The sequence below is a fragment of the Pseudomonas sp. MF08831 genome, assembly GCF_059862645.1.
In genome coordinates, this window is the sequence record NZ_JCBCUX010000013.1 from 51,737 (window position 1) to 72,771 (window position 21,035).

The following is a 21,035-nucleotide window of genomic DNA, read 5'->3' on the forward strand; positions in this document are numbered from 1 at the left end:
GTTCAGTTCCTGATGGCCCAGAAGTTGAGTTCGAGCGCTGTAAATTCACCGCCTACATGGAAGGCGAAACCACCCGACTGCTCCAGCTGCGTGATGTCGCGGGCACTCAGATCCAGCATGAAATAGGTTTTGCCGGCATGAAACGGAATCTGCCGTGGCGCCACAGGCAATGGCTTGACCTTGATTCCCGCCAAGTGCAAGTTGACCAGCTCGCGTATGCGCTCCACCGGCCCGACCTTCAAATGCGAAGGCAGGCGATGGCGCAATTCCTCCGAATCACACTGAGCAGTGGCCGCCAGAATAAACGTCGCAGTGCCGAGCAATTTCAGGTCGCTCACCGGGCATACCAACACCCCGTATTGGCGTTGCTGCAGCGTCAACTCGATGGCGTGTTGCTCAAGCACCATTGACAGCACGCCACGCACGCCCTCCATCAACCCGCGAAAACTTTCTCCCTGGTCGTCATGTCGATAACGCACATCCAGGTGCGCACGTTTGCTGTCGTTGGCGAACGTAGATAACTCACCGAACAGCGACAGTAATGCCAGGAACAAAGCTTGCGGGCGCACGTGGGTCTGGCTCAGCCAGTGACGCAATTCCAACTCGGTGCGATTGATCAATTGCAGCATCAGAAAGTCGCCGATTTCCGTGCCTGCGGCGGTGCCTTCACCCCGAATACGTGCTGCAATGGCATCCCCGCGACTGGAGAGCAGGCTGATCACTTCCTTGAGGCACGACGGCAAGTACCCGTGGCCCTGCAGAAAAATGAAGGAGGGAATGAAGTCGGTATCCAGGCTCACGCCGCCTTCATCGGTCGACTCCAGCACCTGGGCAATCTTGAGTTCGACGAAACTCTGCTCGCTCGGAGGGTCGCCCAGCAACAGACGCAGGTCAGGACGCGCGCAACTGATGTGACACCGGGAGTCGACACCGGCATTCGAATCCCCCACCTCGATGTCACACGCCAGATAGCGAGCCAGGACGTCGGTCTGCTGCTGGCGGCGAACCTCGGTCTGATTGCCGGTATCCAGCGGCAGCGCGAGATAAATCGCCTGTTTGCCGGCGTTGGCGGGCACCTGCAAGACCAGCGGTTCCATCGTCCCGCCCAACTCGAACAGACTACCGTCCGGCAATACGCCACTGGCCTGGTTGACCACCACCTTGCCGAAATTGAGGTATTGCAAATCGACTTCCAGCGTCAGAAACCCCCACGCATCAGCCCCCAGCAAGCGCGTCCGATTGAGCTGCTGGTGGTAATAGCGATCGTTGTGCTGCAGATGCTGCGGCCGTAACAGCATGCCTTCCTGCCAGATGACTTTATGAACCTGCATATCACTCGGACTCCTGGCCATGCATGGACGAAGAAACGCGGATACCCGTCTGGTCCAGCACAAGATCGGCACGCGTTAACTGCTGCGGAGTAATGGGCACGACCCACCGCCATTGAACATGGGGCAGATCTCGATACGCCGCCAGCACGCCCAAGAAGCGCGTGCCTGGTTCGAGCCCGAGCTTGAGCGCCAGCCGCTCACCCGGGCGCAGTTCAAGTTCCTCACTGCGCAGCCAGTCCTTGGGCAGCGATTGCTCGGCATTGCTGTACAGACTGAAGAAGTCGGCATTCTCAAATGCCACGGCGTGCCGCAACTCGATCAAGTGCACTACTACCGGAGATGGCCTGCCGTGAAGGTCGGGGTTGACTTGCTCACTGGCGGCCAGCGCCATGTCCAGCTTGGTCAAGGTAGAAAACGGCGACACGCTGCTGCAGCCGGCCAACAGGCCGAGCAAAAGCAGCGTGGTTGCAAGCGCGGCTCGAGACATAATGTTCATCCTGGATAATCGACGTGCAAGGTTGAGATCAAGCGAACCTGCTCTTCGTAAGCCTTGGCGAAGTCACTGCCTGGCAGACGATCGGTGAACTGCTCATCCTCGAGCAAACGCTGGTAGTGACGCTGATAAGCCCGCCAATACCCTCCGTCGGTGAAAAGTCGGCGCCGTTGCCCCTGGTATTCGAAGCATGTCAGCAGATGACCCGGGGCAAAGGCGCTGCGCGTAGTGCGCAGTGCATTGCGGCAGGCCGCCAGCAACGCAACCTGATGAACTTGCATATCCCGGTGGGCCTGGGTGATGGCGTGTTCGGCCGGCAACTGGCCAAGATCCTCCGTGCCTAGCAGCATCGCCATTACAGCGTCGGTTTCGACGCTGTCTCTAAGAGGGCTCCGGCGCCTTTGCAGCGTCTCGAAAAGCGGCAGACTCATCTCGTTTTTGAGCTCTTCACAAGTCCGCAGACTTTGTTGCAGCCCCTCTACCTCCATACGCAGCAGGCGCGCTGCTCTGATCGCCAACGCCTCGCGACCCGTCGCATCAAGGGTTTCCAGGCTAATACCCAGTGCTGTCGCAAACTGCTCCCAAAAAACGTCGCTGCCTGCTGCAGGCATCGCATCGGAGCGAATCGAGACGGCTTCCTGAGCGGGTACAGCTCGCCGGGGTAACGCCAGATGATCCCTGTTGGTTACCCGATCGTCGGCCCACGGACCCGAGGTGTCGCCCCCATCTGCCAATGCCTCCAGGTCCTGCGACGTGGTCTGACGCTGCTGCTCGACATCGAGCGCTTGAATAGGGTCCAACGCCAGGTATGCATCATCGGGAATCAGTCCTGTGTTGGCGTCCCATTGCTCACCGCAAGGCTGCATCGACGCCACAAGTTTCGCCTGAATCAACAAGGTTCCCAGTTGAAAAACGTCGCCGTCACTGATCAATCGCGCCTGCCCCTTGCGCAGACGTTCGGCGCTGCCGGCTACGCCGATACCGTTGCTGCTGATATCCGTCAACAGGTATTGGCCCTCACGATAGGCGACCAAACCATGGTGACTGGAGAGCAGACGGCTGGCGTCCGGAATCACCCAGTCACACCCGGCACCACGACCGATCACGCCGCCTGCAGCGGAAAAAAGCCTGCGCGCCGTGGGTGCACGGCTTCCGTCCTCGGTACCCAAAAGCTCAAGCATAAGTTGCATGATCAGCCTCTCCCCTTTCACTGGCCACGAGTGATCGCCCTGGGCTCACCCAGCGGGCGGTAATCAGCGTCGTCAAACACGTAATTGGCGCTGCAGCCACTCAGCAGACACAACACAAGCACAACGGCTTGCCACGGACGATCAGGCATCAGGTTTCTCCTACTGAGATAAGGTTGCCCAGCTCGATTCGGCACAGGCGTCGGTCAGGCAGGGCAATGCAGAAAAGCAACATTCAGCCCTCGCCTCTGGCATCGTCGAAAGGAATGTTCAGGCGCGCGAGACGATAGAGCAGCGTGCGCCGAGCAACTCCCAGTTCACGGGCAGTGCGGGTTCGATTGCCCCGGTTCTTGTGCAGGCAATCAATCAGAAATACGCGTTCCACCCGCTCCATGCGCTGGCGTAGCGTCACATCAACGGCGTCGGTTGCATCCGAGGCCAGTGGTAACGACAAATGCGCCGACAGAATCACACCGTCGTCACACAGCAGCACTGCGCGCTCCACCAGACACTTGAGCTCGCGGACATTGCCGGGAAAGCCGTGGCTCGACAGTTGATCGAGGGCCGTATTGGACCAGTCGACAGGCGCCCGACCCAGCGCGGCACACGCCTTGTCGGCAAAGTGCCGCGCCAGCTGCAACACATCGCCATCGCGTTCACGCAAGGCAGGCAATTGAATGGGGAACTGTGCAATCCGGTAATAGAGGTCTTCACGAAAACTGCCTTGCGCCACCATCGCAGCGAGGTCGCGGTGGGTCGCGGCGATGATGCGCACGTCAACCTTGTGCGCGACGCTGGCGCCCAACGGGCGGATCTCGCCCTCCTGCAATACCCGCAGCAACTTGGCCTGCAATGACAGCGGCATGTCGCCGATTTCATCCAGCAGCAAGGTACCGCCATGCGCGGCGTCGAACAGCCCCGCATAGTTGCGCTCGGCACCGGTGAATGCACCTTTGCGGTAGCCAAACAGTTCGCTTTCGAGCAAACCTTCTGGAAACGCAGCGCAATTTTGCACCACGAAAGGCTGCGCACTGCGTGGCCCGGCCGTGTGAATCGCCCGCGCCACGACCTCTTTACCGGTGCCGGTCTCGCCACGCAACAGCACCGTATAAGAGGTCTGCAGGACTTTGCCGATCAGGTGGCAAGTTTCTTCCATCGCGGTGCTGTTGCCGATCAAGCCATAGGCCCCCGCGGTCGACCCACCGCGCGATGAACGGCTAATGACTGACGCAGGTTGCATGCGACGCAACATAAGCAGTTGGTTCACGGCGAAACCGCCAAGTTGCCCCAGCGAGGGCGCGTAACCCATCAGTGGCGTCGCCCGCCAGCTCGCGCACAGGAGTACACCTGTGACCGCATTGGTGCGGTTGAACAGCGGAACACACAACAGCGCCCGCCAAGGTGCCTGCGTCGCTGGTAAAAAGCCGCTGTCATAGAGGCTGCTTCCCACGTCATCGAGGCCCAGGCAACAACGCTTTCTCAGGACGTAGTGCAACAGCTGCTGGTTTTGCACCACCGGACGTGAAGTCGGTTCGCCGCCCGGCAGCGCCTCAGACAAATGTTGAGCAATAAGCTCGAATTGGTCGGTCACTTCATCAACCAGATACAGCTGAGCGAGCTCACAGTGGCTCAGGTGCGCAGCGCTCACAGCACATAGGCCTGGCAACGTCGTCGGATCATTTTCCTGGCTCACGCGGATGAAGCCGTCCAGCAAGGCTGCGGCATACACCAGCGGTTCGGCCACTTGGGTGAACAGATCGTTCGTCATTGGCCGAACTCACAGCTTGGCAGGCCATTGGCATTCAACCCTGCATGCACCCACGACAATGCTTCATCCGTGGCCATGGCACTCAGAACGCGATCAACCATTTGCGGCAGCAAGTAGCGCTCGATCCATTGATCGATGTACCGCGCACCACTGTCACGGTTGGCGCAGCGCTCGGCCATGTGCGCGATCAACTCAGGTGAACACGTCAGGGCCAACTTGCGCCGATGCAATCGCTCACCGAGGCGCGCCAGTTTGAGCCTTACCACCTCATGCAGGACTGGACCGGCAATCGGGTAATACGGCACGACACGCATCCGGGCCAACAGCGCCGGTTTGAAGTGGCTACGTAACACGGGCTGTATAGCATCCTGCAACACCTGGGCCTCAGGCCGCCGACCGGTTTCACAGAGCGCGTTGATGCAGTCGCTGCCAAGGTTGGAAGTCATCAGGATCAGCGTGTTGCGAAAATCTATTTCTCTGCCTTCGCCATCGTTGGCGCGGCCCTTGTCAAAGACCTGGTAAAACAGGTTCAACACCTCGGGGTCGGCTTTCTCGACCTCGTCGAGCAGTACCACTGAATAAGGCCGTTGGCGCACAGCCTCGGTCAGAACTCCACCTTCGCCATAACCGACGTACCCCGGCGGCGCACCGATCAAACGGGACAGTGCGTGCTTCTCCTGGTATTCCGACATATTGATGGTGGTTACGAATCGCTCACCGCCATACAAAAGCTGCGCCAATGCCAATGCTGTTTCGGTTTTGCCGACGCCACTGGGGCCCACCAGCAGAAACACACCCACCGGCGCATCCGCGTTGTTCAGGCCCGCAGCAACCGCTCGCAAGGCACGATCAAGCACCTGCACGGCATGCTCCTGCCCCAGGATGCGCGTGCGCAGGGCAGCGGCAAGACTCAATACCTTTGCGTTGGGCTCAAGCGCCAACTGCTCAACCGGAATTCCGGTCCAGGCACTGACGACCTCGGCGATCAAACGCGGGCACACCTCAAGTTTGTCCGATGACTGGCCAGCCTGTTGAATCCGCTGCTGCTCCAATACCTGACATTCCTGCTCGATGGCGTCCAAGCGTCGGCTCAGCGCTTGCAGTGCTTGAGCGTCCACCGGCAGCCCCGCCTCGGCGTCCCGGCTTAACGCCTCATGTTGCCGCCTGCCTTCAGCCCTTTCCGTGTGCAGGTTCTGCAGCGCCCCCGGGGGCATTGCCTGACGCGTGCGCACTCGTGCGCAGGCGGTGTCCAGCACATCCACGGCCTTGTCCGGCAGCTGGCGGCCCGCCAGATAACGAGCGCTCAGGTGTGCCGCCGCTACGACGGCATCATCGCGGACGTAGACACCATGGCTTGCCTCATAAACCGGAACCAGGCCGCGCAGGATCGACACGGCTTCCTCGACGCTCGGCTCACCGACCAGCACTGGCTGGAAACGTCGCGCCAACGCCGGGTCTTTCTCGATGTATTGCTTGTATTCCGACCAGGTGGTGGCCGCAATCGTGCGCAGAGCGCCTCGAGCCAACGCAGGCTTAAGCAGATTGGCCGCGTCAGTACCGCCTGCCGGGCCTCCCGCGCCGACCAGCGTATGGGCTTCGTCGATAAACAGGATCACGGCCTGCGGCGAGGCGTTGACTTCATCAATCACGCCTTTAAGCCGTCGCTCGAACTCGCCCTTGAGGCTGGCACCCGCTTGCAGGAGCCCCATGTCCAGGGTCAGTACGCGAACCGCCTTGAGGGCATCGGGCACCTGCGCAGCGACAATTTTCAGCGCAAGGCCTTCGACAATTGCGGTTTTTCCTACCCCGGCCTCCCCGACCAGGATCGGGTTGTTCTTGCGGCGTCGCACAAGGATGTCGATCAGTTGCCGAATTTCCCCGTCGCGACACAGCACCGGATCAATCAGGCCTTCACGTGCCTGGCCTGTGAGGTCATGGGTAAAACGCTGCAACAACGATTCTGTCGCCAACGGCTCGGCCTCAGGTGCCTGGCTCGCGAGAAAATCCCGTAAACGCTCTGCATCCAGGCGGGCCAACACGGCCTGATAGCCAGCACCGGCGTACTCCAGCGGATGACGCAACAGCGCCAGCAGCAGGGCGCCCTCATCCACAGAGCGTTGCCCCAGCTCGAGATGGGCAACCATCAACGCTTGTTGCAACCAATGCACCAGCGCCTGAGAGAAGACCGGATTGCGGGTTGCGCTTTGCTCACTTCTTGGCTGCAACGTTGCTTGCAGCGCGCTCATCGGCACGTCAGCGTCGGCCAAGGCCTTGGCCAGCAGCCCGCCGGGCTGCTCAAGCAAGGCAAGCAGCAAGTCTTCGACGAGCACTTCACGGCCACCGCGGGTTACACAGCGTTCCGAAGAGCGCTCCAGGTCGCGACGTACCGGGGGTGTCAGCGTACGTATAAGCTGTTGCAGGTCCACATTGATCATAATCATCCGTCCCTAATGAAAGTTGCCAGCAAACGTGACCACGCCATCGGCTTGCTCATGGTCCAACCAACTGGTCCAGCCCAGGCGACAGACATTGCGCGCACCGATATGCAGGGCTCTGATTTCACCGGCGGCAAGCACCAGGCGCAGGTCGTACTCCAACGGGTCTCGCATGGTTAAACGCACCAGTGAACACAGGGGCTGGTAGCCCTTCCCCGTGGGCAAGAACGCGTGAAACTGCTGCCAGCTCAGCGCCAGGACATGCACCCTGAACTTTGCGCTGCGGTCGCTGACCTGATGCCCCAGCACCAGGTTTTCACCGAGATCGCAGCGGGTGATACCGAGGCAATTACGCTGAAAATCGGCAACCTCCACGCGGCGCTCAACCCATTGTTCGATGAACACCGGGGCATGCTTGAAGTAGTAGCGCAGTACGGCTTCGATCAAGGCGGCAGAATGCACGCGCATACTCAACAGCCCCAGGTAAGGCAACAGGCGTTTGCAGTCCAATTGCGCGCTACCTCGTATCGCGTTGCCGCCCAAGCCGATCAGCGCAAACATCTGCTCCGAAAACGCATCGCTCGCGCCAGTCTGGAAACACGCTCGATAGCGATATTTACGCCAGATCGGCCACATCAGCCGATGCAGTCGGTGGTGGAATATGTCGAGGAAGTCGCGAGTGGGGTTGCCACCGGACAGCTCGGCAAACGCCTGCTCTGCATAAAACGCTGGCAGCGGCGACCCGGCTCCGACCAAACCCAATATGTTGAGCCGCAGGCGAGCGCGTAATTGCCCGTGCTCCATAAAGAACGCCACGCGATCGATATCGTGGCCGGCAAACCCCAGACCTGGATTGGCCTGAAATTCCAACAGGTCGTACAGCGCGTCTTCGTCCATCAGCGGATGAGCTTCGCGCAATCGCTCAATCACCTGCTCAATTGCCTGGAACAGTGTGTACTCACGAATGCCGCAACAGAGCGCATTCAAAGCAGGGGCTGTTGCCCCATGCGGGATGGCCATAGGTACACGTCTCCTTGTGTGCTGATGACTCGTAACTCGTGATAAGAGTTGAGGCTGGCGTAGAGCGCAAAGAACTCATTGAGGACCGATGCGAACACAAACAGATCGCCCTGACCGAGAAACCCCTGGAGGTCGACTGTCAATTCCACACGTAGGCCGCGAATGGGTAACCCACGGTGCAGTCGGTCAACCGGCTCATGGCGAATGGACTGCAGCGCACCGAGTCTTGTCTGACTGACCTTTTGCGCCTGCCGATCGTGATAGCGCGGCAGGTCATAGGTTTCGAGAATCACCTTCAAGGCGTTGATATCGGTCAACGACAGATAGTTGAGCGACATATTGCTGATCAGCTTCCACAGGAAATCCTGGTCCAGCGGCGGCGCGAAGCTCGCCGTCGGCGCCGTGATGTTTCGAAACGTCAGTGATTCCGGTGCCTGCTCGCAGGGTTGGTTGATGTCGCCTGGTTGCAATTGCCGAGGCAGGTTGCAGTTGGTGCACGTCATTTCGATCGACAACGTTTCCTGGCCTTTACCTTCGCGACTGCCAAACCCCATCCAGGTGTCGAGCCCCCCATGCTGCGGCGAAGAGCGCTGGCGAATGCTGTAGCTGGCCGGCGCTGTAGACCGATCAACGTCCCAGTCATGCTCAAAGGATTCGAACGGCACATAGGCCTGGTAACCCAACCCGCCAGGGCGCCAGCCAGTGACACTGTCGACGGAAAACACAGCGGCATTGCCCGGGGTATATTCCCCCGGCACCAGAAGGTACTCGTCCTCTTTTCCATTCAGGCGAATGGGGACGGCATCATGTTTGAACAAGTTGGCAATGGGCGTGCAATACAACTTCACGTTGTCCAGCGTGGGCTGTGGCAGTTCGTGTCCGTGTGTGCGCAGTTCGAAGCGCAGCACCATGCCGCGGGCCTGGCCGAGCCGCTCAGGAGCAAGTGTATGCAGGACACTCAGCCCCTCGATATCGACAAACAGGTACTTCTCGGGAAAGGCGAAATACTCCTGCAGATGGCGGTAACCGCGAAAGGTATTTTCTGGATACGGTATCAACGCCTCGTCTTGCGAAAACCCCACCGGCTTGACTTGGTTGGCGCCCAGTCGCAGCGTCATGGGTTGCCCATCGTTACCCGTGACCGGCAACCCTTCGCCATCCAACAACAGCAAGTGGATGCCCTCCAGACGTCGCAGCAAACTGAGATAGAGCCCCTGGCTTATATAGCGGTCACCCGACAGGTGCAGTCGCAGTGAGTCAAAGGTTAACTGGCTGAAATTACCCTCGACACTCATGTCCACATGCAAATCCAACCATGCCCCGTCACCCTGGCACTTGTAGTCCAGACTTGTGAGTTGCAGTGGCATGACATCCGTGGTGTAGCACGTCCTGAAGCGACACCGCTCACCTTGGATCAGAACACTTTCTACCGCCGTATCACGGGCAACCCGAACGGCGGGGCCAGCACGGCTCAACGGGTCAAATTGCAGGATGCTGAAGGCGGGTATTGGCCGCATGTAATTGGGCCACAGCAAATGCATCAAGGAATGCGTCAGCTCAGGCAGCTCGTCGTCGAGCTTCTGGCGCAGGCGACCGGTCAGGAACGCAAACCCCTCCAGCAATCGCTCAACATCCGGGTCCTGGCCGCTTTCAGCCAGAAACGGCGCCAGTGCGGGATTACGCTCGGCGAAACGCCGCCCGAGTTGCCGCAGGGCGCTGAGCTCGCTTTGGAAGTAACGGTTAAAGCCCATCGGCGCAGACCTCAACCCGCCCGCCATCCACCAGGCGCGCATGGAACACAACGGGCTGTGTAATACCGTTAACGATCAGCGCAGCTTCGATCGCGAACGCCAGGGCCAGAGGATCAGTAGCACGCGGCAGCACTTTGACTTGTACATTTGCCAGTCGCGGTTCGTAGGCACGGATGAATCGCTCGATCAAGGCGCGTGAGCGGATCAAGGACTCGTGCAGACTAAGCCGCATGTCATTGAGATCGGGCAAACCATAGTCGGGAAGTGTCTGAACACTGCCTGCCCGGGTGCTGAGCATTTTCCCCAGGTGTGCGGCGACGGACGCCACACTGCACCGCTGGGTTGATGCATCGCCTTCGAGGCGTTCGAAAAGGCTTACGTTAGGGGGCATCCGCCGGCTTCTGCTCATTCTTTATCGAGCTTGCCGACCAGGGACAACGTGAAGTCAGCCCCCATGTACTTGAAATGAGGGCGCACGCTCAGGTTGACCCGATACCAGCCCGGCTCTCCGTCGACATCACTGACAACAATGCGGGCTGCCCGCAATGGCCGGCGACCGCGCACTTCGGCACTGGGGTTTTCCTGATCGGCCACGTATTGGCGAATCCACTTGTTGAGTTCCAGCTCCAGGTCCGTGCGTTCTTTCCAGGAGCCCAGTTGCTCGCGCTGCAAGACCTTGAGGTAGTGCGCCAGACGGTTGACCACCATCATGTAGGGCAACTGGGTGCCGAGCCGGTAATTAAGTTCGGCTGCCTTGCCCTCTTCACTGATGCCGAAGGTTTTGGGTTTCTGGACGGAGCTGGCCGAAAAGAACGCCGCGTTGTCACTGCCCTTGCGCATGGTCAAGGCAATAAACCCTTCTTGCGCCAGTTCGTATTCGCGCCGGTCCGAAACCAGTACCTCTGTAGGAATCTTGGTTTCGATCTCGCCCATGCTCTGAAAATGATGCAATGGCAAGTCTTCTACCGCGCCGCCACTTTGCGGGCCGATAATGTTCGGGCACCAGCGAAAGCGCGCAAAACTTTCAGTCAGGCGCGTGGCAAAGGCATAGGCAGTGTTGCCCCAGAGGTAGTGCTCGTGGCTGTTCACCACGTTCTCTTGATAGGCAAAGGTTTTAACGGGGCAATCAATCGGATCGTAAGGGGTTCGCAGTAGAAAGCGCGGCACGGTGAGGCCGATATAGCGGGCGTCTTCGCTCTGACGAAAACTTTGCCATTTGGCAAACTGCGGACCTTCGAAATGGTCCCTGAGATCCTTGAGGTCAGGTAATCCAGTAAAGCTTTCCAACCCGAAAAAGGCCGGCCCCGCAGCAGCGATAAAGGGTGCGTGGGCCATGCAGGCAACGCTTGAAGCGTATTGCATCAACTTCACATCAGGCGCACTGGGTGAAAGGAAGTAATTGGCGATGATCGCGCCCACCGGCTGGCCACCAAATTGTCCGTACTCGGCGCTGTAGATATGCTTGTACAGCCCGGACTGGGTAATTTCCGGCGAGTCTTCAAAGTCATCCAGCAGGTCCTGACGCGAGACATTCAGCAGCTCGATCTTGATGTTTTCTCGAAAATTGGTGCGGTCGATCAGCAACTGCAGGCCCCTCCAGGAAGCCTCCAGCGCCTGGAAATCCGGATGATGAAGAATCTCGTCCATTTGCTGGCTGAGCTTGGTATCAATCTCGGCGATCATCCGGTCGACCAGGCGTTTCTTCACTGGCTCAGCGCTGTTATGGGGTTTGAGCAACTCTTCGATGAAGGCCGACACGCCGCGCTTGGCAATGCCGTAGGCCTCGTCGTCGGCGCTCAATAGTGTCTGGGCGATGATAGTGTCGAGGATGCTGTACTCGCCGGTAGCTTGGGCAGGCTGCAGGTTTTGTTGGGTGGTCGTCATGGTGTCAGTGTCCTTTTACTGAAAAGTTCAGGTGGTCGGGCCGCTCAGCCCCAGCTCGGCGAGTACGCGCGCACGAGACTCGTCGTCGGCCAGCGCCTGCTCAATGGCTTTGCGAAAGCTTGGTGTGTTACCCAGCGGGCCCTTGAGTGCCATCAACGCTTCACGCAATGCCATCAACTTTTGCAATTCGGGTATTTGTTCAACCAGGTTTGCGGGGTTGAAGTCCTTCATCGCGTTAATCCGAACCTCGACGGACAGTTCCTCGATGCCACCCTCCTCCTGCAATCGATTCGGGACGCTCAATGTCAAGCTCAGCGCTTGTTTGGCCAACACCTCGTCAAGGGTGTTTTTGTCGATACCAATGGGCTTTCGATCCTCAAGCTTGCGCGGATCTTCGCGCTGGCTGAAATCCCCCAGCACCAGCAACTTCAGTGGCAGTTCGACTTCCTCCTGCACACCGCCAATGGCAGGTTTGAAGGTGATATTGATACGTTCCTTGGGTGCTACCGAACCGTCTTTGAGCATGGTGTTTCTCCTTTTTCGGTGGGCTCGCGAGCCTAATCAAGTACCGCTTCAAGATCGAAGTGGCACAACCTGCGATGGGTGACTTCCTTGCGTTCGCGCACGGCATGGTCTTGTGGCAAAAGGTCGTAACAGCGATACAGGAGCCGGGAGACGTGAAAGGCCAGTTCTGGCTCGCAGCGCTCCAGGCCCGCCTGTTGTAATTCAAGGTCCAGTTGTTCGAGCTGGATCCTGCCCAGTTCGTGTTTGCCCGCTCGTATGCATAATCGGGCCAGCGCCAATCGCCAATGGAAGCGGGTCCGGTCACCGCGGGCGGCGTGAAGTCCTTCTTTGAGCGTGGCAATTGCCGCCTTCAGACCCTCCTTGCGCAGCCTGGACATAACGGCCTGCAAGGCCACCTCCCAGGGCTCGTTTCCGGTATCAACGGCGGCGTTTAAAGGTTCGGCTTTATGGACGTGGCGAAGGACGTGGAGCGTTATCCAATCGCACGTCGCGGGGTCGGCAAATGGGGTGCCGTCATCAAACCTGAACTCCGCCAGGCTCGGCAGGCGCTGCAACAACAACGCAAAATTCATCTCCAGCTCGGTCATGGCCCACTCTGCCTGCAGGGCTTGGAGGCACTCCCAGGCCATACGCAACCCATCAAACCAGAACAATGCACCGGCCAGGCTCGCTTCAAGCTCAAGCAAAAGATCGGCGTGAAGACCTTGGGTGAGACGGCTCTGGTAGCGTTTGAGTTTGTCGTGAGGAAGCCCACGCAAAGCGGTTATCCGCTCACTGTTGGCGTCGGGATAGTTGGTGATCGCAAGCCAGGCCAGGGTGCGGCTCAGGCGCAAGGCACGCAGATCAGTGGCACTCTGGCGCAACCACCAGGCGCACAGTGGCCGAGCCTGCTCCTGCAATGCCCGCAACAGTTTTTGCGCGTCTTTTTCGTTGTTGACCGGCTGTTCAGGCCTCAACAGCTGCGTCGCCACCTGCTTGACCTGAGCGATGGCACCCGCAACACCACGCGGCTCGGAACCGCCCTGCAGGGCAAGCGCCAAACGCTCTGACAGTTGCCTGCGGATCGGTAACAACAAGGGCGCGTCGTCCCCCAGGTGTTCACGCCACAGCTCGTCGAGGCTTTCCAGGTGCTCCAGGAGCGCCTGAAACAATGGCACTTGATCAGTAAGCGAGAGATGCTTGGTGAACAGGGGGTCAAGCCGCAACACCAGCCAACCCAACGCGGCAATACGCGTACGTGATTTAGCAGGGTAGACAATCGCCCAGTGGTGCTTGCACAGATGAAGCAGTACACCGAGGCCCGCCAGAAGCCCGGGGAATGAATCGCGCTGGTGCAACGCCCAGGTCAACCAGACGGCGACGCGCAGATCCTTGGAGTGCTCACGCAAAACCCGCTCGCCGAGCTCGCTGACGCGCTGCCAGTCCGGCAAGCCTGCACCGTGTATCGAATGTGCTTTGCCGAGTTCGGACTCCAGAGCTTCATACTCACTCGAAAAGCGCATATCACAGCCGGCAAAACCCTCTGACGAGCAGGGTAAGCGTGCAAGTTCAAGGTGATAAGCGTAGAGCGTGTCTGAATAAACCATTCCGGGCCGCACATAACTATTCAAGGCAGGAGCGACAAACTAATCGCAATCAATATACGCATTAGAAGGCCAATTAATCTTCGTTCAGCACGTGACGAAGTAGGCGAACCTTAGCCATACACGAATCAATCCTCAAGCGGTCAGCCCGCACTTAAGCAATTTCCTACAAAGCCAATAAAAACAGGCCTGCGCAGCTATTTGCACACTTCACGCACTTTAATAAAGCCAAATACCCTGCGCATCCGTGCATTCATTTAATAAAACAGCATGAGCAACTAACTGCGCACACTCGCGCAAGCATCCACACTAAAATCGGCACCAACCGACGACAACTTTTATATATTTAAACCAACAACACTCCGCGCCCCTTTATTTCATTGACTCTCGTCATTTCAGGCACGCTTTTTGTTATAGGCAATTGCCCGCCGGCAAACACGCCGTCGGGACTACCTACTCAATCAGGCAAGGAAACCAGTCATGCCAACACCCGCGTACCTCACTATCACCGGTGTCAAGCAAGGCTTGATCACGGCAGGCACATTTACTCAGGACTCGGTAGGCAATATTTATCAGGAAGGTCATGAGGATCAGATCCTCGTGCAGGCGTTTGCCCACCAGGTGATCATTCCCCGCGACCCGCAATCGGGCCAGCCGACCGGCCAACGGGTTCACAAGCCGCTGATGGTCAGCAAGGTCTTCGACAAGTCCTCACCGTTGCTATTCAGCGCACTGACCACGGGTGAAGAAGTGTCATGTCGCCTGGAATGGTTCCGTACCTCCTCGGCTGGTACCCAGGAGCATTACTTCACCACCGAACTGGAAGGCGCAACCATCGTGGACATTCAATCGCGGATGCCCAACTGCCAGGACCCGGACAACGCTCATTTCACCCATTTGGAGGATGTGTATTTCACTTACCGCAAGATCGTCTGGACCCATGAAGTCGCCGGCACGTCAGGCTCGGACGACTGGCGTAGCCCAGTAGCCGGCTAACATCGGCTCAGGCAGAAGCGGCCACCAGGGACGGCGCCGCTCCTGCTTGGTCGGCTAGACCATTGCCAGCGGATGCTTGCGCTTGGGTGCGCCGAACACACGGTCGATCGCGTCCAGATCGTGCTCATCGAGCTTGAGATTCGCAGCACCGGCATTCAGCCGCACATGTTCGGGCGTCACAGCCTTGGGGATTGCAATCACGCCGTCCTGACGCAACACCCAGGCAAGGGATACCTGGGCGGGCGTAACCTCATGGCGACGGGCAATCTGCTTGAGCGTCGGACTGGACAACAGCTCACACCCCTGGGCGATCGGGCAGTAAGCCATCAACGGCAAATGGTGCCGTTGCCACCATGGCAGCAAGTCGAATTCGATACCGCGCTCTTCGATGTTGTAGAGCACCTGGTTGGTTGCACACGCCGGGGACGCAAGTTCCTGCAGGTCTGCCACGTCAAAATTGGAGACGCCCCAACGGCCGATCTTGCCGGCCTGACGTAATGATTCGAAGGCTTCGACGGTTTCTTCGAGGGGATACTGGCCCCGCCAGTGCAACAGATACAGGTCGATGTAATCAGTACCCAGGCGCTGCAGGCTGGCTTCGCAGGCACGGGGCACGCCCTTGTGACTGGCATTGTGCGGATAGACCTTGCTGACGAGGAAGACCTGATCACGTTTACCGCGAATGGCTTCGCCGACCACTTCCTCGGCTCCGCCTTCGCCATACATTTCGGCGGTATCGATCAGGGTCATGCCCTCGTCGATACCCAACTGCAACGCGGCGACTTCGGCGCTGCGCCGATCCGGGTTTTCGCCCATGCGCCAGGTCCCTTGGCCGATGACAGGGACGGGAACGCCGGCCAGATCGATGGTGCGCATGACAACCTCCTGATGAGTTCGCGGATTAACAATGTGGCATTGGGCGGACAAAAGGGTTCAATCGAAGTATGGTTGCCCTCTGAAAAGTCGCCAGGAAGGACCTGCAATGCTGTTTGTCGTGATGCTCGGGGGCAAGCACCCGCGGGCCAGAATTGAAGTTCACGATGTGGTGTTCGCTGTAGCGGACACACTGCAAGACACCTACCCGCAATTGCGCGATGCTTGGTTCGGCAGCCCCAAGGGTGTGCACATCGACTCCTGGATGGCGGTGGATGGCGTCGATGGCTGGAAAGTTGAACTCAGCCACTTGGCCCCTGCTGCCGACGCGCACCATCTGTACTTCATCAACCTGGGCGGCTACGAAGCCAACGCTTTTGGCGAAGCCCACCACTATTTATTGGCGGTCGCCCGCGACAAAAAGGATGCGATGAGCAAGGGGAAACAGCAGATGTTGCGCCATTGGTCCCAGGCCCATACCGACGGCGTGATGGATATTGACGACTGCCTGCCCATCGACCTGGTCGACGGTCGCTACCTGCACCTGGTGCAAGGTTCGCACAGGCCGATCGTGCAACAGAACGACTACATCGTCCTGCCCTGAGTTATCCCTACCCGCACGGGGTATGGCGCCCACCCTCCACCTGCCTGACAGTGCAATCAGTCCCCGAACCTGATAACACGCACAACTCAAGGTGGGTCCGCCATGCATAGAGCCTTTATCGCCCTGTTCAGCGCCGTATTGCTTGCCTCGATGCCCGTGAGCCAGGCCGCCGACGACCCGGCCAATACCGTGCGCATCTACAACTGGGCGGACTATATCGGCGACACCACCTTGGCCGACTTTGAAAAGGGCGACGGGCATCAAGGTGATCTACGACACCTACGATTCCTACGAAACCGTGCAGGGCAAATTTCTGTCGGCCGCTCCAGTTACGACCTGGCGTTGCTCAAGGCTTCGCTGGTGCCGCTGCTGATCAAGGGACACGTCTTTCAGCCGCTGGACACATCCCGTTTGCCCGATGGGGCGACGTGTTTGCTGACCTTGCATTTCATCCCGGCCGAGCAGCGCCTGCAAACGCTCGAGGCGCTGTGGCAACGGTTGTTGCCGGGCGCGCCACTGGTCGTGGCGCACCACAGTTTCCCGCAGGCAGCGCAGGAAAAGGCCCGCTGGTTGCGACGCTACGCCGCGTTTGCCGTGGACTCCGGCGTGCCGGCGGCAGATGCCGAGCGGGTGATAACGACGATCAGCGCACAATTGCCGGTGCTGTTTCCCGAGGAGGACGCTGCCTTGATCAGCCAAGCCGGCTTCGAAGGCGTGAAGCTGTTCTACGCCAAGGGCTGGGTGGGCTACACGCCGCGCTAACGGCTTACCAACTGCCCGACGCACCGCCGCCGCCACTGGAACCGCCGCCACCGGACGAGCTGCTGCTGGAGCTGGAACCGGAGCTGCCGGAACTCGAGCCGGACCCTCCTCCCGACCCCGAGCCGCCATCGGAAATGCTCTGGATAAAGACAATGAACGCCACGACCGAGGCCGCCGGTATCGCCAGGATCCAGCCCTGGTAGCCGTGCCCAAGCATAAAACCGACCGCCACATAAACCGCCGCGACGGCCAGCGCACGCGCGAGAAAAAAGCGTGGTTTGGTCTTCCAGGACTCGCGGATGACGAAGAACAACCCCACGTACAGCGCCAGCACCAACGCGCCGCCAAACGGCAACGCCAGCCAGTGTACGAAGTTGACCGCCACAAAGTGGTCCACCACCAGCAACCCGACGATATACGCCAGCGCGCCCACCACGCAGTAAAACACCGCGCGCGCCAGCCACAGGGCACCGAACGTGGCGCCGCCGATCAGCAGGGTCAGCGGAAGTACCAGCAGGTACAGCGGCCACTCATGGCCGCCGGCGTAAATCGTCAGTAACACCGTGACCGCGACGGTGGCGATCAGCGCTCGGCGCCAGTGCAGCTTGCCGGCAGCGATGAACACACCGCCGATGGCGCCAGCGATAAACGCCAGCAGAACCGCGATGATCTGCGGATCAACCTGCGGCGCGGCCTGCTCAGGCAGGTCGCCGCCGTCCACTAGCACAGTCAAGTCATTCACCGCTTGTTGCACGCCGCCCGCGTAGTCGCCCTGGCGAAACGCCGGCGTGATGTGCTCTTCGATGATGCGATGGGCCAACAGATCGGTGACCGTGCCTTCCAGGCCATAGCCCACCTCGATGCGTACCTGGCGGTCGTCTTTGGCCACCACCAACAAGATGCCGTCGTTGACGTCCTTGCGCCCCAGTTTCCAGGCGCGGAACAGTTGATTGGCGTAATCCTCGATACTCGCGCCGCCGGTAGTGGGCACCAGCAGTACCGCGACTTGCGCGCCTTTGCGCTGTTCAAGGGCGGCGAGTTGGTCTTTGAGGCGCGTGGTGAAGCTGGCGTCGAGGGTATTGGTGAGGTCGATCACGCGCTGGTCGAGGGCGACGCCGATGGGCGAGGTCTGTGCCTGGGCAGCGCTCAGCAGGCCGATGAACATCAGCGCCACTAGACTCAACACGGATTGCCGCAGAATCGCCATCATGTTTGATACCTGAGTTTCGTCCTGAAGGCGCCGACTTTACCTTATTGACACGCTCACACGTAGGCCGTGCCCTGCATGATCGGCTGCACGCTGCCGGTCAATACCACACCGCCCTGCCCGTCCCACTGCACCGTGACCGTGCCGCCGTCGCACTGCACCTGCACCGTGTCATCCAGCAGGCCGCGCCGGATCCCGTTGACCACCGCGCCGCAACAACACGAACCGGAACCCAGCGGCACGCCGCCACCGCGCTCCCAGATACGCAGACGAATATGCGCGCGGTCCAGCACCTGCACGAAATGCACATTGGTCCTGGCCGGGAACAGCGCATGGGTTTCCAGCGCCGGACCTGCGGCTGCCACGTCGATGGCGGCGAGGTCATCGACAAAAAACGTACAGTGCGGGTTGCCCATGCTGCACGCCGCCGGATCGCCCTTGATCGGCAAGACAAGAGTCTGCATGGCGACGGCCAGCGGCACTGACGACCACTCCAACGACGGCGCCCCCATGTCCACCGCCACCTGCTGGCCCGCTGCGCGTACGCACGTCAGCAGGCCACGGTCGGTGCGCAGCACGATCGAATCGGTGCCGGCTTCGTGCATCAAGCGGTCGGCGACACCTCGCGTGGCACTGCCGCAGGTTTGCAGCGGCGTGCCGTTGGGGTTCCAGAATTTGATACGCGCGGCAGCGTCGACGCCGTCGAGGATCACCGCCAGTTGATTGAAACCGATGCCGGTATGGCGATCGCCCAGACGGCGGGCGACTTGCGCGGTGATCGGGTCTTCCTGGCCACGGCGGTCGATGATGATGAAATCGTCGCCATGGGCATGCATCTTCACAAAGGGCAAGGTCATGGGCTGTCCGGTGGGTGAGCGCGATTGGAGGGTGAGCATACGGGAGTTTCATCCAGACCGATTCGTCCGCATGTTAGCGTGTGGGCGTTCTGATCCGGCAGAGCCCGCCATGAAAAAAACCCGCTTCGCTTTGACCGCACTGCTGCTCGCGTTTTCCCACGCGACTCTGGCGGCCGCTCAACCTCCCAGCCTGTGCCAGCCGAGCGCCTCGAAGCCGACGGCCACGGCGCTGCTCGCTGCCGCAGAACGGCACCTGGCTGACCGCCCCAACCCCCTGGCCCATGTGCACACTGAAGGCACACTGCCCCACCACGGCATTCGCGAGCAAAGCATTGCCGCCGAAAAAGACTGGCCGGTGATGCGCCAGGCCGCGCTGGCGTGGCGGTTGAGCGGCGACCCGCGTTACCTCAGGCAAGTCGACGACTACCTTGGCGCGTGGGCCGATGTGTATCAACCGGACTTCAACCCGATCGACGAAACCAACCTCGAGATGCTGATCAGTGCCTATGCGCTGACTGCCGATAACCTGCGCCTGGAAACCCGCGCAGCCAGCCGTCGCTTGATCAGTGATCTGGGCAATGGCTACCTCGCGCGTATCCAGCAGTTCCATGGCCAGAACAAAGGCACCCAGACCAACAACTGGCAAAGCCATCGCGTCAAGTTGATCACGGCGGCCGCCGCTGCACTGGGCGACCGGACGATGCTCGAGCAGGCCCACCAGGCGTTCAAACAGCAGATCGCCGACAATGTGTTGCCCGATGGCTCGGTCACCGATTTTCACGACCGCGATGCCCTGCACTACGTGGTCTACGACCTTGAGCCTCTGGTGCAAGCTGCCCTGGCGGCCAAACCCTACGGCGGCGACTGGCTGAACCTCAAGGCCAACGGCGCGTCCCTGGGGGCGGCCCTGGATTGGCTGGTGCCGTATGCCAACGGCCAACGCAGCCATCAGGAGTTCGTGCACACCCACGTGCAATTCGACAGGGACCGCGCCGGGGTGGGCGAAGCCGGCTACAGCGGCACCTGGGACCCCAAAAGCAGCGCCACGCTGTTCTGGCTGGCGGCGCAACTGGACAAGCGCTACCTGCCTGTGGCAACGCAATTGGCCGCCCACGCGGCCGATTGGATCAGTGCCTGCTATTTGCCGTAAGCGCGGCTAGACTGGCCGGGTTGCTCTTTCAAGGGATTGACCATGCTTGTTGTATTCAGCGGCCTGCCCGGCACCGGCAAGACCACGATTGCCAGCCAGCTGGCGCGCCAGACCGGTGCCGCCTATCTGCGTATTGATGTGATCGAACAGGCGCTTCGGGATGCGGGCGTGTTGGCGCAAGGTGTAGGCGCCAGCGGCTACGGCGTGGCCAATGCGCTGGCGTTGAGCAATTTGCGCTTGGGGCACACCGTCGTCGCAGACGGTGTAAACCCGGTCAGGGAAAGCCGCGAGGCATGGAAAGCGGTGGCGATTCAAGCAGGCGTCGAGTGGGTTGATATCCAGGTGATTTGCTCTGATGAGCGAGAACATCAGCGCCGTGTCGAACTGCGTGCGGGGGATATTCCCGGCCTGACTCCGCCCGACTGGCGGTCCGTATCGGCGCATGAATATGAGGCCTGGGACCCAAGGCCGCTGACGATCGATACCGCCCGCGTGACAGCGGATCAGGCGGTAGCGTTGATCATGGCGCACATCAAACCCGTGGCAAGCGCGCTGGCGCCCGGTGGACGCTGAAGATGTGACGGTGGCGCTGTACCAGCAGAGCAAGCG

General features: G+C 59.9%; 19 protein-coding genes and 1 pseudogene. 5 read left to right on the forward strand and 15 right to left on the reverse strand.

Going from position 1 to position 21,035, the window contains the following annotated elements:
* Positions 1-2 precede the first annotated feature (2 nt).
* The 12 genes from tssK to tssA all read right to left on the reverse strand — a co-directional run bounded on the left by tssK (position 3) and on the right by tssA (position 13,980).
* Positions 3-1,331 (reverse strand): type VI secretion system baseplate subunit TssK, encoded by a 1,329-nt coding sequence (gene tssK, locus AC19YS_RS23655; protein ID WP_500602748.1) that lies wholly within the window; start codon positions 1,329-1,331, stop codon positions 3-5.
* 1 nt (position 1,332) lies between these two features.
* Positions 1,333-1,818: a type VI secretion system lipoprotein TssJ gene (gene tssJ / locus AC19YS_RS23660; RefSeq protein ID WP_106577833.1), complete on the reverse strand. Its 486-nt coding sequence runs from the start codon at positions 1,816-1,818 to the stop codon at positions 1,333-1,335.
* A gap of 5 nt (positions 1,819-1,823) precedes the next feature.
* Entirely contained in the window at positions 1,824-3,014 is a 1,191-nt protein-coding gene (gene tagH / locus AC19YS_RS23665; protein ID WP_200624808.1) for a type VI secretion system-associated FHA domain protein TagH, read from the reverse strand.
* 17 nt (positions 3,015-3,031) lie between these two features.
* A complete protein-coding gene (locus AC19YS_RS23670) occupies positions 3,032-3,163 on the reverse strand; it encodes a type VI secretion protein (RefSeq protein ID WP_124417219.1) in 132 nt (43 codons plus the stop codon).
* An 83-nt stretch (positions 3,164-3,246) separates the two neighbouring features.
* The gene (locus AC19YS_RS23675; RefSeq protein WP_200624807.1) at positions 3,247-4,779 is read right to left on the reverse strand and encodes a sigma-54 interaction domain-containing protein; all 1,533 of its coding nucleotides are present in this window, start codon (positions 4,777-4,779) and stop codon (positions 3,247-3,249) included.
* Positions 4,776-7,214 carry an AAA family ATPase gene (locus AC19YS_RS23680; protein WP_200624806.1) on the reverse strand — a complete coding sequence of 813 codons (2,439 nt, stop codon included), beginning with the start codon at positions 7,212-7,214 and terminating at the stop codon, positions 4,776-4,778. The genes AC19YS_RS23675 and AC19YS_RS23680 overlap by 4 nt, the downstream gene beginning before the upstream one ends.
* A 12-nt stretch (positions 7,215-7,226) precedes the next feature.
* Positions 7,227-8,234 (reverse strand): type VI secretion system baseplate subunit TssG, encoded by a 1,008-nt coding sequence (tssG, locus tag AC19YS_RS23685; protein WP_200624805.1) that lies wholly within the window; start codon positions 8,232-8,234, stop codon positions 7,227-7,229.
* The gene (gene tssF / locus AC19YS_RS23690; protein ID WP_200624804.1) at positions 8,198-9,985 is read right to left on the reverse strand and encodes a type VI secretion system baseplate subunit TssF; all 1,788 of its coding nucleotides are present in this window, start codon (positions 9,983-9,985) and stop codon (positions 8,198-8,200) included. The genes tssG and tssF overlap by 37 nt, the downstream gene beginning before the upstream one ends.
* Positions 9,975-10,376: a type VI secretion system baseplate subunit TssE gene (gene tssE / locus AC19YS_RS23695; protein ID WP_106577827.1), complete on the reverse strand. Its 402-nt coding sequence runs from the start codon at positions 10,374-10,376 to the stop codon at positions 9,975-9,977. The genes tssF and tssE overlap by 11 nt, the downstream gene beginning before the upstream one ends.
* 14 nt (positions 10,377-10,390) lie before the next feature.
* Entirely contained in the window at positions 10,391-11,869 is a 1,479-nt protein-coding gene (gene tssC, locus AC19YS_RS23700) for a type VI secretion system contractile sheath large subunit (protein WP_200624803.1), read from the reverse strand.
* A gap of 27 nt (positions 11,870-11,896) precedes the next feature.
* Positions 11,897-12,394 carry a type VI secretion system contractile sheath small subunit gene (gene tssB / locus AC19YS_RS23705; protein ID WP_106577825.1) on the reverse strand — a complete coding sequence of 166 codons (498 nt, stop codon included), beginning with the start codon at positions 12,392-12,394 and terminating at the stop codon, positions 11,897-11,899.
* 32 nt (positions 12,395-12,426) lie between these two features.
* Positions 12,427-13,980, reverse strand: coding sequence for a type VI secretion system protein TssA (tssA, locus tag AC19YS_RS23710; RefSeq protein ID WP_500602750.1), 1,554 nt, complete (start codon positions 13,978-13,980; stop codon positions 12,427-12,429).
* 477 nt (positions 13,981-14,457) lie between these two features.
* Between tssA and AC19YS_RS23715 the strand changes: the two genes are divergently transcribed.
* Entirely contained in the window at positions 14,458-14,973 is a 516-nt protein-coding gene (locus AC19YS_RS23715; RefSeq protein ID WP_106577823.1) for an Hcp family type VI secretion system effector, read from the forward strand.
* A 54-nt stretch (positions 14,974-15,027) separates the two neighbouring features.
* On the opposite strand, the gene AC19YS_RS23720 is transcribed toward AC19YS_RS23715, so the two are convergent.
* A complete protein-coding gene (locus tag AC19YS_RS23720; RefSeq protein WP_500602751.1) occupies positions 15,028-15,849 on the reverse strand; it encodes an aldo/keto reductase in 822 nt (273 codons plus the stop codon).
* Positions 15,850-15,955: 106 nt separating this feature from the next.
* On the opposite strand from AC19YS_RS23720, the gene AC19YS_RS23725 reads away from it, so the two are divergent.
* The gene (locus AC19YS_RS23725; RefSeq protein WP_200624800.1) at positions 15,956-16,450 is read left to right on the forward strand and encodes a DUF1543 domain-containing protein; all 495 of its coding nucleotides are present in this window, start codon (positions 15,956-15,958) and stop codon (positions 16,448-16,450) included.
* A 102-nt stretch (positions 16,451-16,552) separates the two neighbouring features.
* Positions 16,553-16,867, forward strand: a pseudogene (locus AC19YS_RS23730) (spermidine/putrescine ABC transporter substrate-binding protein PotF); the annotation flags it as partial.
* Positions 16,868-17,216: 349 nt separating this feature from the next.
* Here AC19YS_RS23730 and AC19YS_RS23735 read toward each other — a convergent pair.
* Both AC19YS_RS23735 and dapF read right to left on the reverse strand, forming a co-directional pair.
* The gene (locus AC19YS_RS23735; protein ID WP_200624799.1) at positions 17,217-18,422 is read right to left on the reverse strand and encodes a TPM domain-containing protein; all 1,206 of its coding nucleotides are present in this window, start codon (positions 18,420-18,422) and stop codon (positions 17,217-17,219) included.
* A 53-nt stretch (positions 18,423-18,475) separates the two neighbouring features.
* Positions 18,476-19,276 (reverse strand): diaminopimelate epimerase, encoded by an 801-nt coding sequence (dapF, locus tag AC19YS_RS23740; protein WP_119741800.1) that lies wholly within the window; start codon positions 19,274-19,276, stop codon positions 18,476-18,478.
* 109 nt (positions 19,277-19,385) lie between these two features.
* Here dapF and AC19YS_RS23745 point away from each other — a divergent pair, with 109 nt between their 5' ends.
* Together AC19YS_RS23745 and AC19YS_RS23750 are read left to right on the forward strand one after the other, a co-directional pair.
* Positions 19,386-20,426 carry an alginate lyase family protein gene (locus AC19YS_RS23745; protein ID WP_500602752.1) on the forward strand — a complete coding sequence of 347 codons (1,041 nt, stop codon included), beginning with the start codon at positions 19,386-19,388 and terminating at the stop codon, positions 20,424-20,426.
* Between the two features lie 42 nt (positions 20,427-20,468).
* Positions 20,469-20,999, forward strand: a complete 531-nt coding sequence (locus tag AC19YS_RS23750) for a P-loop nucleotide/nucleoside kinase family protein (RefSeq protein WP_200624797.1) — start codon at positions 20,469-20,471, stop codon at positions 20,997-20,999.
* Positions 21,000-21,035: the final 36 nt, after the last annotated feature.

Excerpts from the sequence above, each read along its gene's own strand:
- tssK (WP_500602748.1), bottom strand. The coding sequence starts at position 1,331 with ATGCAGGTTCATAAAGTCATCTGGCAGGAAGGCATGCTGTTACGGCCG.
- tssJ (WP_106577833.1), bottom strand. The coding sequence starts at position 1,818 with ATGTCTCGAGCCGCGCTTGCAACCACGCTGCTTTTGCTCGGCCTGTTG.
- tagH (WP_200624808.1), bottom strand. The coding sequence starts at position 3,014 with ATGCAACTTATGCTTGAGCTTTTGGGTACCGAGGACGGAAGCCGTGCA.
- AC19YS_RS23670 (WP_124417219.1), bottom strand. The coding sequence starts at position 3,163 with ATGCCTGATCGTCCGTGGCAAGCCGTTGTGCTTGTGTTGTGTCTGCTG.
- AC19YS_RS23675 (WP_200624807.1), bottom strand. The coding sequence starts at position 4,779 with ATGACGAACGATCTGTTCACCCAAGTGGCCGAACCGCTGGTGTATGCC.
- AC19YS_RS23680 (WP_200624806.1), bottom strand. The coding sequence starts at position 7,214 with ATGATCAATGTGGACCTGCAACAGCTTATACGTACGCTGACACCCCCG.
- tssG (WP_200624805.1), bottom strand. The coding sequence starts at position 8,234 with ATGGCCATCCCGCATGGGGCAACAGCCCCTGCTTTGAATGCGCTCTGT.
- tssF (WP_200624804.1), bottom strand. The coding sequence starts at position 9,985 with ATGGGCTTTAACCGTTACTTCCAAAGCGAGCTCAGCGCCCTGCGGCAA.
- tssE (WP_106577827.1), bottom strand. The coding sequence starts at position 10,376 with ATGCCCCCTAACGTAAGCCTTTTCGAACGCCTCGAAGGCGATGCATCA.
- tssC (WP_200624803.1), bottom strand. The coding sequence starts at position 11,869 with ATGACGACCACCCAACAAAACCTGCAGCCTGCCCAAGCTACCGGCGAG.
- tssB (WP_106577825.1), bottom strand. The coding sequence starts at position 12,394 with ATGCTCAAAGACGGTTCGGTAGCACCCAAGGAACGTATCAATATCACC.
- tssA (WP_500602750.1), bottom strand. The coding sequence starts at position 13,980 with ATGGTTTATTCAGACACGCTCTACGCTTATCACCTTGAACTTGCACGC.
- AC19YS_RS23715 (WP_106577823.1), top strand. The coding sequence starts at position 14,458 with ATGCCAACACCCGCGTACCTCACTATCACCGGTGTCAAGCAAGGCTTG.
- AC19YS_RS23720 (WP_500602751.1), bottom strand. The coding sequence starts at position 15,849 with ATGCGCACCATCGATCTGGCCGGCGTTCCCGTCCCTGTCATCGGCCAA.
- AC19YS_RS23725 (WP_200624800.1), top strand. The coding sequence starts at position 15,956 with ATGCTGTTTGTCGTGATGCTCGGGGGCAAGCACCCGCGGGCCAGAATT.
- AC19YS_RS23735 (WP_200624799.1), bottom strand. The coding sequence starts at position 18,422 with ATGATGGCGATTCTGCGGCAATCCGTGTTGAGTCTAGTGGCGCTGATG.
- dapF (WP_119741800.1), bottom strand. The coding sequence starts at position 19,276 with ATGACCTTGCCCTTTGTGAAGATGCATGCCCATGGCGACGATTTCATC.
- AC19YS_RS23745 (WP_500602752.1), top strand. The coding sequence starts at position 19,386 with ATGAAAAAAACCCGCTTCGCTTTGACCGCACTGCTGCTCGCGTTTTCC.
- AC19YS_RS23750 (WP_200624797.1), top strand. The coding sequence starts at position 20,469 with ATGCTTGTTGTATTCAGCGGCCTGCCCGGCACCGGCAAGACCACGATT.